Origin of the sequence: Paenibacillus polysaccharolyticus (assembly GCF_023714295.1) — a bacterium.
Taxonomy (GTDB): Bacteria; Bacillota; Bacilli; order Paenibacillales; family Paenibacillaceae; genus Paenibacillus; species Paenibacillus polysaccharolyticus_A.
Genome location: NZ_JAMAUN010000005.1, coordinates 285006 through 298864, shown reverse-complemented (window position 1 = coordinate 298864; position 13859 = coordinate 285006). Strand labels below are relative to the sequence as shown.

General features: G+C 48.0%; 11 protein-coding genes. 6 read left to right on the top strand and 5 right to left on the bottom strand.

The window, feature by feature from the left end; all coding sequences use genetic code 11:
- Positions 1-424 precede the first annotated feature (424 nt).
- Positions 425-2497 carry an ATP-binding protein gene (locus M3629_RS15505; RefSeq protein ID WP_251508010.1) on the bottom strand — a complete coding sequence of 691 codons (2073 nt, stop codon included), beginning with the start codon at positions 2495-2497 and terminating at the stop codon, positions 425-427.
- Positions 2498-2799: 302 nt separating this feature from the next.
- Here M3629_RS15505 and M3629_RS15500 point away from each other — a divergent pair, with 302 nt between their 5' ends.
- Positions 2800-3087: a hypothetical protein gene (locus M3629_RS15500; RefSeq protein WP_139168865.1), complete on the top strand. Its 288-nt coding sequence runs from the start codon at positions 2800-2802 to the stop codon at positions 3085-3087.
- A 55-nt stretch (positions 3088-3142) separates the two neighbouring features.
- On the opposite strand, the gene M3629_RS15495 is transcribed toward M3629_RS15500, so the two are convergent.
- Positions 3143-4813 (bottom strand): PucR family transcriptional regulator, encoded by a 1671-nt coding sequence (locus tag M3629_RS15495; RefSeq protein ID WP_251508008.1) that lies wholly within the window; start codon positions 4811-4813, stop codon positions 3143-3145.
- Positions 4814-5002: 189 nt separating this feature from the next.
- Here M3629_RS15495 and ald point away from each other — a divergent pair, with 189 nt between their 5' ends.
- Positions 5003-6136, top strand: coding sequence for an alanine dehydrogenase (gene ald / locus M3629_RS15490; RefSeq protein WP_251508006.1), 1134 nt, complete (start codon positions 5003-5005; stop codon positions 6134-6136).
- Positions 6137-6293: 157 nt separating this feature from the next.
- Here ald and M3629_RS15485 read toward each other — a convergent pair whose 3' ends face one another.
- Complete coding sequence (locus M3629_RS15485) at positions 6294-7211, bottom strand: RecB family exonuclease (protein WP_090917829.1); 918 nt, start codon at positions 7209-7211, stop codon at positions 6294-6296.
- A gap of 601 nt (positions 7212-7812) precedes the next feature.
- Between M3629_RS15485 and M3629_RS15480 the strand changes: the two genes are divergently transcribed.
- Positions 7813-8496, top strand: a complete 684-nt coding sequence (locus M3629_RS15480; protein ID WP_251508004.1) for a serine/threonine protein kinase — start codon at positions 7813-7815, stop codon at positions 8494-8496.
- A 151-nt stretch (positions 8497-8647) separates the two neighbouring features.
- On the opposite strand, the gene M3629_RS15475 is transcribed toward M3629_RS15480, so the two are convergent.
- Positions 8648-9544, bottom strand: a complete 897-nt coding sequence (locus tag M3629_RS15475) for a helix-turn-helix transcriptional regulator (protein ID WP_251508002.1) — start codon at positions 9542-9544, stop codon at positions 8648-8650.
- 129 nt (positions 9545-9673) lie between these two features.
- On the opposite strand from M3629_RS15475, the gene M3629_RS15470 reads away from it, so the two are divergent.
- The 3 genes from M3629_RS15470 to M3629_RS15460 all read left to right on the top strand — a co-directional run bounded on the left by M3629_RS15470 (position 9674) and on the right by M3629_RS15460 (position 12397).
- Positions 9674-10561, top strand: coding sequence for a sugar phosphate isomerase/epimerase family protein (locus M3629_RS15470; protein WP_251508000.1), 888 nt, complete (start codon positions 9674-9676; stop codon positions 10559-10561).
- A gap of 151 nt (positions 10562-10712) precedes the next feature.
- Positions 10713-11780 (top strand): Gfo/Idh/MocA family protein, encoded by a 1068-nt coding sequence (locus tag M3629_RS15465; protein WP_251507998.1) that lies wholly within the window; start codon positions 10713-10715, stop codon positions 11778-11780.
- 71 nt (positions 11781-11851) lie between these two features.
- Complete coding sequence (locus tag M3629_RS15460; protein WP_251507996.1) at positions 11852-12397, top strand: GNAT family N-acetyltransferase; 546 nt, start codon at positions 11852-11854, stop codon at positions 12395-12397.
- 63 nt (positions 12398-12460) lie between these two features.
- On the opposite strand, the gene M3629_RS15455 is transcribed toward M3629_RS15460, so the two are convergent.
- A complete protein-coding gene (locus M3629_RS15455; RefSeq protein ID WP_251507994.1) occupies positions 12461-13780 on the bottom strand; it encodes a glycoside hydrolase family 125 protein in 1320 nt (439 codons plus the stop codon).
- Between the last annotated feature and the right edge of the window lie 79 nt (positions 13781-13859).

Sequence of the window (13859 nt, the reverse complement as noted above, 5' to 3'; positions counted from 1 at the left end):
CTAACGATCACCACAAGCCTTATTTGCCCATTTAGGCGTGGTTTCAAAATCTAACGATCTCCAGTGACGCTATTCAGCTAATATCCTGCTGAAAATGGGATGAAATGGGCAAATTGCTCGAAATAGCGTCCGTACGGATCGTTAGAATTTCAACATGGCGATTTTGGGCAAAATAAGGTTTCTCCTGATCGTTAGAGTTTGCGGGGATGCTACTTATGAACAGCTAGATGAATCAGCTAGAAAAACCCGCAGTTACGGATCTTTCCCGTTTTACTGCGGGTTTATTGGTTGTTGCTTTTCATTTTTGTTTTGGTTTTCATTTTTGTTTTGGTTTTCATTTTTGTTTTGGTTTTCATTTTTGCCTTGTTCTTGTTATTTCAACGATGGCTTCTGCTATTTCTGTGCGACCATCTTTCTTCCCCCTTTACAATATTCTCGCTAAACGAATCAGTGCCGTTCGAATATGGCGATAAAAGGTAGCCCTGCTCATTGAACACTCCTGCGCTGCGGCAGTCGGATTGCCAGCGTGGGCCCAGTAAGCCGCATGTAACAGCTTCTGATCCTGAGGAGACACCCCATGTATTCTGCCTTCCAGTAGATCCAGAATATATAATTGTAACTGAATGCCGTCCCTCACACCTGTAATTCTATCTGCGTATTCTTGCAGCTCTCCGGGTGAGCGAAGGTGTCCGAGCATTTTACGCACTTCCTGCTCGGACCAAACCCTGTTATTCGAATCCGTTGCCTGGGGTCGTATTACACTAGCCGAGAGGTCTGGATGCAAAAGGGACATCACCCATGCACCGAATTGCCCGCTACGCAGATCGAGTTCCAGCACATCTGCCTGATCTTCATACCGATCACACGCACGAGTGGACGTTCTCCTCATCTGAAAGCCAATACTCCGCAGAAACAGCTTCAGATGTGGATTGGTCGCAACAAGAATGGCTCTCGCCCCATCTCCCAGGAGCGACAAACGATCCAGTGTCATATATCCGACAAGTTCCTCACGTGTATATCCAGGCACATCATCTCTCGCCGCAGCCAGCAATGCGAAGTGTGTATCACTCTCATCCGGATCATTCTGTAATTCCTCTGGCGTAAAGCACTCTTTCATCTCATTTGGAAAATATTTTAAAAGCAAATCACTGATCTCCCGATGCACCAGCACGGTAATAAACATCGCAATCGTTTCACCTTTCATATCCCGCTTTATTACGATGCCTTCAGGACAACGATGAGCCAGTTCATCCAGAAAAGGGCCGTAGTTCACGGCCTGCCAAGGCTCAACGCTGTATTCACACCATTGCCCTAGCAACTTGTGAAGATAGGGTAGGTCAGCCTGCTTCATTGGTTCAAGCGGCGTGAACAAAGAATCGCGTGAGACATCAGCATACTTGCGAAACTGGAGCATAGATTCCTGACAGAGTAACAGCATCTTTCTCGCAATTTGACGCTTCCCAAGTGCACATGCCTGTTCATGGAGTGGTTTCAGCAACTCTGCAATCCGAATCCGCATAGACTGCATACGATGCGGCTCACGTTGCCGGAAATCCCGCATCAAATGTACCCGGGCCATATCGTGCAAGGCCAGACCGTCCGGCGCGGAACGAATGAAAGACATCCGTCTCAGCATGTGATATTCTTCCTGTTTAACGGGTACATTCAGTACCGTGGATAAGAGTTCCTGGTTTGCTGTCTCCAGCAAGGTTAACACCTCCACCATCGGATGCAGACGTGGCGTGGTGAGTTCAAGTAACAGCCGGGCACTGATCATATGTGACAGTTCAGCCCACTCGGCATGAGGAAGATTCCGCTCCTGATCAGCCGCTTCCACTGCAAGAGCAAGTCCCAGCGGATGTCCATCCGTCATTCTCGTAATGACTCCAGCCATACTCGGCTTTAATGAACCTGCGGTTGCAATATACTCCGTAATCTCATCCGCGGTAAAATGTTGCAGCTGCAATTGAACCAGATGCTGATACAGCCTGGGATGCGTTCGCCATGTTGCTGAAAGCTCTGAACGAGATGCAAGTATGATGAGTATCCCACTTAGATGAAGTTTCGCTATGAAAACTTCCATAAACCAGCTCTCGAGCAATGCAAGTTCCTCGTAGTTATCTACTGCAATAACGAGCCGTTTCTCTCTGGGCATGCTTTTCAACAACGATAGCAGAATGTTGCCCTGGCTATTCAACAGCCCAAGTTCCAGTCCCAGTGTTGAACTAAAATAATCCATAAACACGGAGGGCGTTGTGCCACATGCCCGTCCATCCATCCATATAGCGGTTGCTTCCTGCTCTCTAGCGATGGACAGCATTTCTGAAAGTAACGAAGACTTCCCAATACCACCCATACCCGTAACTGAAAATATAGTCATAGGCGCTTCATCATTTTCAAACCACTGCTCCAGGATCATCAGCTCTCTGGCTCGACCAACGAAACGCTTTTCGTCCCTAGCAACCTTCTGCTTTCGAGATTCACTTCCGTTCCCCATATATATCCTCCGTACTAGATACTGGTACTTTTACTGTAGCTTACTTTTATATAAAAATGAGACTATATTGAGACGCGCAATCGCTTCCGAAATGTTAGAATCTTGATAAAAGCCAATTTATAGAAAAAGGCAAATCTGTGCCTCTTCTACATTTATCGAACCACGCCGTTTATGGATATCACAAAACGCAACACTCCGCCAAACACCCTGAGCAAGCCTGCACACACGATTTTACCGACTTGGTTTCATGCTTTCCTTTCGTATCCTACTCCAGCCCGATAATTCAGGAAAGGCGGATTTGTGTGAAAAAACATCTCGACATTTCTCATTTGAGCGGACAACTTGGCATCCATTCCAGTAAGCTTCAGGCATGGTTAAACCTTACCGGTTTAACTGTTGCTGATCCACAAGACAGACGGGAACGAAGGTCTGAGCGTATGACATTTCCATATCGCCTTGTAACATCTACCTCACCACTTCAGGCTACATCTTCCCGTGCATTCGAACGCTATCGGAGCCGTTTCTCCAATACAGGGTCCCGTCGCCGGTCTCGTGCCTTACGAGGTATACGACGGATCAACAAGCTGTAAATGAGCAAAAAAACACCTTCTATTCAAGCAATGCCCATATCCAAAAACGTTACTGTCATGACAATTGTCCATCTCCACCTTCAATCATGGCATTAGCTAACAATGCCATCTCCAAGCACACACGTTTTCCCTGTTGCATATAACCTGGTCCCAGCAGTTCTTCCAGTTTCTCCAGTCGGTTATACAAAGTCTGCCGATGAACGAACAGCTGGGCGGCCGCATCCCTTTTGCACCCGAAATTCGCCAGATAGGCATCCAATGTTTCGACCAATCGCAACTGATGGCTTCGATCATGCTCTATAAGCACACCCAGATGATCGTTCGCAAAGGATTGCAGGAATGAAAGCGGCATGGCTTTTAACATTTGATATACACCCATACGATCGTAAAAGTGAACATGTTTCATTAATTTGACAGACCTCGCCACTTCAATAACCTGGACCGCTTCCTGAAGGCTATCCTTCAGAAGAGTTAGTTGATTTCGAAGTTTGCCGAAGCCCGCATGAATTTCGACTTGTTTCAGATTCGAGCGAGCGAACCGTTTCATATCCTGAGTGATGCTCTCTAACATTTGGATCAGTGGCTGTTCAGAGACAATTTGTGTTTCTTCCTTGGCACAACAGAGGTAGATTTGATTATTTTTCAGCATGATGAGGCTGGTTAGATGATTTTTCTTCAGAAGTGAGCGAAGCAATACGAGAATGTCCTGATGATTCGCCTCCATTCGCTCCCGGCCCGTCCCCTTCATGCGATGTTCAATCTGCAATAGACCTCCCGCGAACCAGTATTGTCCCTTCACTAACAAGCGAAGCCCCATACGTGTTCTAGCCTGTTCCTCCTGCTGAATGTGGCCATTCATCAAATCCTGAATCAATTCATTCTGGTTGCGTACCATCTTCTCTTCAAGAAATTGTGAACGAAGCGTAAGCGTAGCTGCAGCTTTGGCTGTGTAATCAAGCAACAGCTTGAGATATTCTACCGTTGCCGACGGGTGCACAATCATACCTATGGCTGAAAATACTTGGCCAAAACAAACCACGGGATAACAGAGCAAAGCCCTCTCCTCATCCATATGAAACCACAGCTCCGTATCGGAGTCGTTCAGGTTTAGCCGTTCCACTTCCTGGCTGTACCAGCTATAGATGGCCTGCTCCATGTCTGGAGCGAGTTCTGGCACAAAACTCCCGGCCTCCATCGACGAGATGTATACCACAGGTTTTGCCGCATAGGCATGTAGCAGGTCGAGAACCGCCGACATATCTGTACGCTGCAACGTGCGTTGCTGAAGCTCACGGGAATACGTCTCCAGGCTCTTTAATAGCTGGTGTTGGTGGTTAATAAGTAGAGAATGGATATCTTGCGTAATCTCAACAAAACGCACGGGTTGTTCAAATACGATGAGCGGAAACTGATACTGGTTTGCCAGTTCGATCAATGACTCTGGTATCGCATGTATGCTGGTGCCAAACTCGACACATAATCCAGCTGCATCACGGTTGATCAGCTGCATCAGATAAGCTTCACGCCCTTCTTCAGACTGAAGCCATAGACCCGTGGATAAAATAAGATCATGTGGGCTTACAAAAGGGGACACATTGGTAATTTCCAGCACATGAACCCAGCCTACCTGACGTTCCAACCCTTCTCTCCCTGCCGCGAGCCGTGCTTGACTAAATACCGGCCGTTGCAGGATATCTCTGACAGTAAACACACGGTCATTTCGCAAAGTCGATCCCTCTTAGTGTTATTTTTTCTTACATTATAATCCAAAGACATGTGTCCTGAACAGTCTATTTCGACGAATTGTTGAGTCTTGATCCTAAAAATTAGACATTGTGTAAGGTGCAAAACGACGCATGGAGTCATAAACTTGTAGTATAAGCTAACAACCAAAAAATGGACGAGGTGCATGGCTATGAGAATCGGGATTCCCAAAGAAATCAAAAACAATGAAAATCGTGTAGCGATGACTCCTGCCGGGACAGCTGATTTTGTGACAGCCGGGCATCAGGTCTTTATCGAACAAGGTGCGGGACTTGGCAGTGGATTTACGGATAAAGAATATGTTAAAGCTGGCGCCCTGATTGTTGAAGAAGCCGCTCAGGTATGGCAGGATGCCGAGCTCATCCTTAAAGTGAAAGAACCTCTTGCCAGTGAATATGGTTATTTTCGCCCCGGGCTGATTTTGTTCACCTACCTGCACCTCGCCGCAGAGCCGGCTCTCGCCAAAGCACTGGTCGAAAAACAGGTGACTGCCCTTGCGTATGAAACCTTGGAAGTCGGTGGCTCTCTCCCGCTGCTCACACCTATGAGTGAGGTGGCAGGTCGGATGGCTGCGCAGATCGGTGCGCAGCTTCTGGAGAAAACAGAAGGCGGCAAAGGCATTCTGTTATCCGGCGTGCCTGGCGTAAGCCGCGGCAAGGTTGTCATTATTGGCGGCGGTACGGTAGGTACCAATGCGGCCAAAATTGCACTTGGCCTGGGGGCGGATGTCACGATTCTGGATCTGAATCTGAGTCGGCTGCGCCAGCTGGACGATATTTTTGGCAATCAGATCCAGACGCTGGTATCCAGCCCTTCCAATATTGCGTCCGCCGTCACCGGGGCGGACCTGCTGATCTGTGCGGTGCTGATTCCAGGCGCCAAAGCGCCAACACTTGTCAGCGAGCAGGTTGTGAAGACCATGGCACCCGGGTCGGTCATTGTGGATGTGGCGATTGATCAAGGCGGGATCGTCGAGACCATTGATCATATCACCACCCACGATGAACCCACCTATGTGAAACATGGTGTCGTGCATTATGCGGTGGCGAACATGCCTGGCGCCGTACCGCGTACGTCCACGGTGGCGCTGACCAATGCCACCATGCCTTATGCGCTGCAACTGGCGAACCATGGTGCAGCCACCGCGATTCGCGGTAGTTCGTCCATTCGCAGCGCGGTGAATGCGCTGAATGGACATATCACGTATGAGGCGGTTGCCCGTGACCTCGGGCACGCCTACGTACCTGCAGGACAGGCGCTGGAAGATGCCGCAGCTGTCCAATAAATCTTCTGGCCGTTCCACCTGGAAGCAAATTGTCCAGCCTGTGGAACGCACACAAGCGCAGTGCCCATGGAGGATTCCTCCGGGCACTGCGCTTCTTTTTTTGACATATAGGACGCATATTAGGATGGATTATAGTACAGGTTACGCGCCAAGCTCATTAAACCACTCGTTCACTGCATACCTCACGAAAGTTGCAATCCCGGCATGCACGGTGCGAAGGCATTGGGGTGAAATAGGACATGTCCTTTGGACGGTTGTAATACTCATCGGCCACACAGGAGCGCATCTCCTCGATGTAACGCCCGACATTCTCCTCTACTTTGCGAATGTCCTCTTCGGTTGCAGCAAACTCTTTGTGTTTGCCCGTCAACAGATACTCCACCCGAATCTCAATCTGCTCCAGTGGAACCTGGTAGTGCTCTCTTACATAGGAAGCATATAAAATTAACTGATCGGAGAAGTCATCCTCCTTGCCCGTCTTCCAGTCCACAATGACAATATTGCCGTTGCTGCGTCGATATAATAAGTCCATTTTCACATACACACGCGTATCATGCAGCTGCATCGTATCCCATTTCTCAATCTCCAGAATCGTTGTACTTGCACGGGACAAATCTTCCCATGTCAGCGTCTGATACAAGTTGCCTACACAGGCTCCTGCGCGTTCTTTAATGGTTGCGACCCGGTCGTTCAGTGTATCATCGCCATAATAAATTTCCGACAACATCGTATGATTTTTCGGATTGAGTCGCCATTGCTCCGGATTCATCGACTCTTTGTATGCCTGGTTCAGCAAATCACGTATCGTCTTCTCCAAAAAAACTTCCCGTGGCTTCGGTTTTCCTTCTTCTCTGCTTCGTACTGCCGACTCACACATCCGGTGTGCAAGATCACCAAATACCAGATATAGATTACTCAGTTGCTTCAGACGATACAAGCGTACCTGCATCTCATCCGCTGATTCTGTTTTCCAGCCGTTATGGGCACCATAATAATGATAATAATATTTGCGCAGGCACTCATCGAACATACTCGCCCGCGACTGCGAATAAGACCACTGCGGGTATTGTGCCATATGATAATCTGCCTTTCTGTATATCGGATCTACTCATACCAATGCTGCGTGCCGTACTGTAGGGACGTATCGTAGGACTGATCTGTAAAACATAACATCCGAACTCACTCTATATATCTACCTTTAGCATACATCTGGCTGAAAGATCCTTTTATTGCTCACAGTATAAAGCCCTGGCCGTCATGCCGCAACCCGGCTTCCGTTATTTTCTTGTGTACGCAACCGTTTGAGGAACGATACGTATCGTTTATATAGTTACATCAGGATGATGAGAAGTCCATTTCACTTATCATCTGCACGTTCTCCATCCGAGGCTAACGATCACCACAGACCTTATTTGCCCATTTTGACGGCTTTTAAAAATCTAACGATCTCCAGCGGCGCTATTTACATGAATTTCACCTGAAAATGGGTTAAAACAGACGAATTTCGCAAAATAGCGTTCCTACGGATCGTTAGAATTTGAACGTGGCTGTTTGGGGCGAAATAAGCTTTCTCGTGATCGTTAGAAAAAGTTGAATTTGAGCACGAACGGTATTAACCTATTACGTAAATAACTACGGAAAATATGTACGGGCATATCCAAAAGGAGGCGCCACCCATGAAGCAGCCGGATTGGTTCCAGGCAGAAGCAGCATTACAACAAATTCAAGTCATCGGAAGCGATCGGAATGAGCTGGTGAATATCATCGGCGAGGCAGCAGGATTGAACTGCATTGGTATCGGAACGGATGCGGCTGTATTTACGTATGACCAGCTACCACAGTATGCCTTCAAAATGTATTCGGATCATGCTTTAGATAAATTAAATAACGAAAAACAGGTCTACGCCCAGCTTCAGGGCCTGCCTTACTTCCCAACGTATTATGGTAGCGGCCGAAATATACTTGTTATCAGTTACGAACCTGGAGACACCTTGCTGGAATGTTTGGAAAAAGGAATCCCCGTCCCCGAGCAGGTCATGCTCGATGTAGACGCAGCGCGAGAAGCAGTTCGTCGCCTTGGACTGAATCCACGCGACATCCATCTCAAAAATGTGCTTCTCCAGAATGGACGCGGCAAAGTGCTCGACGTATCGGAGTATATTCAAGAGGGAGACGACCATCGCTGGGAGCATCTCGTGTGGGCCTATCACAACATCTATCCACGTATCAAAGGTACGCCCATCTCCCCCCGCATGCTGCAAACGATTAAATGGGCATATAATCAGCTGGATCAGGCTAATCTCAAAATGGAAGATCTCTCAAAGAAAGCTAATCGACTGTTCTCCAGATTTCTGAAATAGACCGCACTGCAGCAAGCGATGAATCCAACCCTTCCCCCAACCACCCGGATTTAGCCAATAGTGGGCTAGATCAGGGTGGTTTTTTGCCTTCACATTCCTTCCTTCTCTTCAAGCCTTCTCCCCTTTCAACCGCATCTTCCCGCCCTTCCCCTCACCCTTCCTTCATTCCCCTTGCCTGCGAAGGCGTCATGCCTTTGTACTGCTTGAATAATTTTGTAAAATAGTTCGCATTGTCACATCCCACCTGAGCTGCGATTTCCGTGACTGTGAGGTTGCTGCCTTGCAGTAAGCGCTCAGCCTCACTCATTCTGCATCCGTTTACGTATTCTACGAGCGTACGTCCGGTCAGCTTTTTGAACATTTTGCAGAAATGATATACGTTCAACCCCACTTGGCTTGCCGCTTCACCAACCGACAATTTCTCCTGCGGATCAGCCTCAATCTGTGCAATCAACTGTTTGAACCGCTCGCGGTTAGGAAAATACACTGCACCCGCTCGATCCCGCAACTGATGCGGCATAAACGTCCGGGCCATGAGCGTAAATAACGCATGTAGCTTGGACTTCACTACAAGCTGGTACGCCGGAGGTTGCATCGCCATTTCTTCCACAGCTTCATTTAATAAAGAATAATACCCGGCACAGGCTGCATTCTCTGCGGCTGGTTTGACCGGAAACCGCACACTGCCTTCCAGATAAGGCGCAACATACTGCTCATGAACTGGATCGCTCGTAAAATCCTGAAATAACGCACGATTGACCACAACCGAGTCATAATGCACATCTCCTTCATCCAACGCGTATCCAACATGCAGGGCACCACCCGGAATGATAATAACCTCTCCAGCCTCAATTTCATAAGGTCGGCTATCAATATGAAATACCGCTCTCCCCTTACGCATAATGATCCATTCAAAGTGCTCATGCCAGTGCAAATATAAAATGCATTCTTCCATTTTTTTCGCAGAACAGCGATTTTGGAATAACTGAAACGGATGAGATTTATGATCAATTCGCGTATCTTCGTGAAGCGCTTTCAAGTCCAGCATGGTTTTTTCCCCCTTACCACAAAATCCGACTAATAAAGCACAAAATTGTTTAGAGCCTTCCCTTAGATCCAAGGCTATAATGAGTGTGTCACGAAGTACTATAAGCCAATATTGGAGTGAATTACAACCATGAATCCATCCATTCGTATCGGAACCCTTGTAGGCGGCCATGATGCCGTTCGGGTCATTCCGCAGATTATGCAACATGGCTTCGAATCCTTTAACCTGACGTTCTGGCAAAGCACGGGCAACCTTGATCTGGCAGAAACCGCCAAGCGTGTCCGCGATATCGTTGACGAACAAGGCATCACCATTTCGGCTGTAAGTGTATTTGGTAATCCGCTCACCGGCACAGGGGATAACGCTGACACCTTGGCAAGCTGGGAGCGAGTCATTGACCACGCACAGCTTTTTGGGGCAGATATCGTCTCCGGCTTTACCGGACGTCTGACCAATCAACCGATTGACGAATCGATTCCACGGTTCAAGGAAGTGTTCGGTGAACTGGCACGACGGGCGGCAGACCGAGGTGTACGCATTGCTTTTGAAAATTGTGATATGGGTGGAACGTGGCAGACCGGCGACTGGAATATCGCCCATAACCCGACCGCTTGGGAAATGATGTTTAATGCCGTTCCTGATGAAAATGTGGGGCTGGAATGGGAACCCTGTCACCAGATGGTCAGCTTGATTGACCCGATTCCACAGCTTCGCAAATGGGCTCCGAAAGTGTTCCACGTGCATGGCAAAGACGCAACCATTGCCTGGGATATTGTCAAAGAACACGGCGTACATGGACCGAATGAATTTGTCTGGCATCGCACCCCAGGATTTGGAGACAGCAATTGGGCAGATATCATCACCATTTTGCGCCAGAACGGTTACCAGGGCACCATCGACATTGAAGGCTGGCATGATCCGGTGTACCGGGACGAACTTGAGATGACCGGGCAAGTACATGCGTTGAATTATTTAAAACATTGCCGCGGGGGCAGCTTTGTGCCCAATCCGGTGTAAAGACATAACGGCATGAAGACTGAAAGACTCAGTTACTCATGTGCCCATAAAATACAAATGTTCGTCACAATCACATGCACTTCTCGCATGGAACAATAACTTATAACATGGATCAATAACATCTATGCATCTATATGAGGGAGTTGAGCACATGACATACCCTTATCGGGTTATCATCGCAGGTTGCGGGGCAATGGCAAACACTTGGGCGGACTATGCCAAAGAACGACCAGATACGGAAATCGTGGGACTCGTTGATCTCTACGAGGAAGCTTCATCATCTTTTGCCAAGCGACACAATTTATCCTGTCCAACCTTTACTAATATTGGTGATGCCCTTGAAGCTGTCGATGCCAACATCGTATTTGATGTGACCATCCCTTCCAGCCATTATCATATTGCGATGACCGCGCTACAGGCCGGTTGCCACGTCTTTGGCGAAAAACCGCTGGCAGAATCCTTCTCGGACTGTACGGACATTGTGCAAACTGCCCGCAGTACGGGACGTATTCAAGCGGTGATGCAGAACCGCAGGTTCGATCCTCGCATCCGTGCCTATCGGCAGCTCATTTCCAGCGGAACGATTGGGAAGCCGGGATATGCAGGAGCAGACTTCTTTATCGGAGCACACTTTGGCGGTTTCCGCGACCTCATGGACAGCCCGCTTTTGCTGGATATGGCGATACATACCTTTGATCAAGCGCGTTATATCCTCGGTGCAGATCCGGTGTCGGTGTACTGTCACGAATTCAATCCTCCAGGTTCCTGGTATAAGGGCAATGCGATGGCGATATGCATTTTCGAAATGTCCGACGGGTCTGTGTTCGATTATCGGGGGTCCTGGTGTACCGAGGGCGTGCCTACATCCTGGGAAGCAAACTGGCGCGTGACAGGTGAAAAGGGAACCGCCATCTGGGATGGTCATGACGACATCTATGCTGAAGCGGTCAACACACTCGCACTGGAGGCTGATGGCAAACCATCTTTCCTCCAGCGCACTGAACGAATCGAAACCGAACTGCCTGTAATGGACAAAACCGGACACCACGGCTGTCTTGAAGAGATGTTTGCTGCACTTGAAGAAAATCGACTGCCCGAAACGGACTGCAGTGACAACCAGTACAGCATGGCTATGGTTCTCGCGTCCCTCGAAAGCGCACGTACCGGACAAAAGGTGCTTATTGCAGATTTACTGAAAACAACAGGTCCGTCATCCTGAGCTTGAGCAAGATTAGGGTTAATGTTGTTTAAATAAATATTTTCAATCGCCATAAAAGGAAGTGAGTCTTATTGGATAGTGAAAGTAAAATTATGATTTCTCCATTAAATGCGGACTTAGTGGATGATATCCATACGACTAACGATGATTTTACGTTATTCGGTAAAATCATCCCCAGTTTACAATCTGGACAATGGTCCTATGAAGAAGTTCTTTTTGATGAGCCGAAGGAAACGCGTTTTCCAGATGACAAACTGGATTGGGACGAATATATCAACCAGGACGATAAAATGTTGTTTTTAGCGTATATGAATCAAGTTTGTATAGGACAGATTAGAATCATTAAGGATTGGAATCGCTTCTGTTATATTGAAAACATTGCTACGAAAAAAGAGTATAGAGGCAGCGGAGTCGGAAAGCTGCTCTTAAATAAAGCAGAAGAATGGGCAAAACAAAAAAATCTTATCGGAATGTCCCTCGAAGCACAAGATGACAATCTGGGTGCATGCCGATTTTATGTAAAACAGGGCTTTGTACTAGGTGGAGCCGACACACTCAAACAGTCCTATACCCCTAATATCGATACCACTTTATACTGGTATAAGTTATTCAAGTAACGAAGGCTCCAGCAGCATAAGGAAAACAGCCGTTCCAACATTGGAACGGCTGTTTTTATTCACCTACAAAATACGCTTCTTCATCGCTTTGTACACCAATTGCGCAAACAAACTGTTGGACCATGCGAACCATGGACGCGTATACGTATCCGGATCATCGACATGAAAACCTTCGTGCATATACCCCGTTCCCGCGTCGGTGTTCTCCAGCAAATCAATCATGGCGAGCATCTCCGCGTCATTGTCTGCCGTTAGTCCTTGCATGGATAATGCCATATGCCAGATATACCCTGGAGGCGTGTGCGGGCTACCGATGCCCTTGGCCGCTGTTCCTTCATAGTAATACGGATTTTCTTTACTCAAAATAAAACGCCGTGTATTCTGATACACCACATCACCCACGGAAACATATCCGATATACGGAATCGACATCAGTCCTGGTGTGCCCGCATCATCCATTAGACAGACGTTGCCATACCCGTCCGTTTCATAAGCGTAAATCTGACCATACACCGGATGACGGTAGGTACCATACAGGGCAATGCCGTGGCGAATTTCCTCCTCCAGGCGCGCCATACGGCTCACCAGCTGTTCGTCACGGAATACCCATTTTGCAATCTCCCCCATCTGGCTCAGCGTCACCGCGGCGAACATATTGGACGGAATATTGTAGTGAAAATCACAGGCATCGTCGCTTGGGCGAAAGCCCGACCAGATCATGCCCGTATAGTTTACTGGCATCCCCATTCCCTCGTTACGCAGTGTATCGTGCGCCGGGCAGTTACGGCGCATGAATCGATACGGGGATTGCTCTATATGCCGTTGCTCCGTTTCCCACAGGTGCATGATCTGCTCCATGACCTTTTTAAAACGTTCATCAAAGATGTCTGTAAGCTCCGTCTCACGCCAGTATGTATAGGCCAGCTTCATGGAGAAACACAACGAATCCAGCTCAAACTTCCGCTCCCATACCCAAGGTGACATTTCTGTCTCATCATTCGCGTCCCAGTGCCAGCCATTGTCCGTTTCGTTAAAAGCGTTGGCATAGATGTCTATATCCGCATAGAACGTATGCCGTTTAATCAGCCCTCCGATAATCCGTTGCAACTGCGCGTCATGCTTCGCCAGCGGAACGTAATGGGTCACTTGCTCCACCGAATCCCGGAGCCACATGGCGGGGATATCTCCCGTAATAACAAAGGTTGTACCGTCATCTAACAGCTTGGTGGTCGTTTCGAGCGTATTCGGAAAACAATTATGGAACTGAGCCAGCAGCTTCGGTCTGTGCTTCAAATGCTCATCCGCTTCAGCCAAAACATCACGAACAGCTTGGGGTAATTCCAACTCGGGCATCGGAATTTTAGGTAATCTGAACTGATCCATGGGAGTCCTCTCCTTTTTTATAAGTTAGCCCAACTAAAGAGTTTACATCTGCACTCCAATGACAGAATAACCTTTCAAT

Coding starts and splice junctions, on each gene's coding strand:
- ald (WP_251508006.1), top strand. CDS start 5,003: ATGAGAATCGGGATTCCCAAAGAAATCAAAAACAATGAAAATCGTGTA.
- M3629_RS15505 (WP_251508010.1), bottom strand. CDS start 2,497: ATGGGGAACGGAAGTGAATCTCGAAAGCAGAAGGTTGCTAGGGACGAA.
- M3629_RS15455 (WP_251507994.1), bottom strand. CDS start 13,780: ATGGATCAGTTCAGATTACCTAAAATTCCGATGCCCGAGTTGGAATTA.
- M3629_RS15475 (WP_251508002.1), bottom strand. CDS start 9,544: ATGCTGGACTTGAAAGCGCTTCACGAAGATACGCGAATTGATCATAAA.
- M3629_RS15465 (WP_251507998.1), top strand. CDS start 10,713: ATGACATACCCTTATCGGGTTATCATCGCAGGTTGCGGGGCAATGGCA.
- M3629_RS15480 (WP_251508004.1), top strand. CDS start 7,813: ATGAAGCAGCCGGATTGGTTCCAGGCAGAAGCAGCATTACAACAAATT.
- M3629_RS15485 (WP_090917829.1), bottom strand. CDS start 7,211: ATGGCACAATACCCGCAGTGGTCTTATTCGCAGTCGCGGGCGAGTATG.
- M3629_RS15470 (WP_251508000.1), top strand. CDS start 9,674: ATGAATCCATCCATTCGTATCGGAACCCTTGTAGGCGGCCATGATGCC.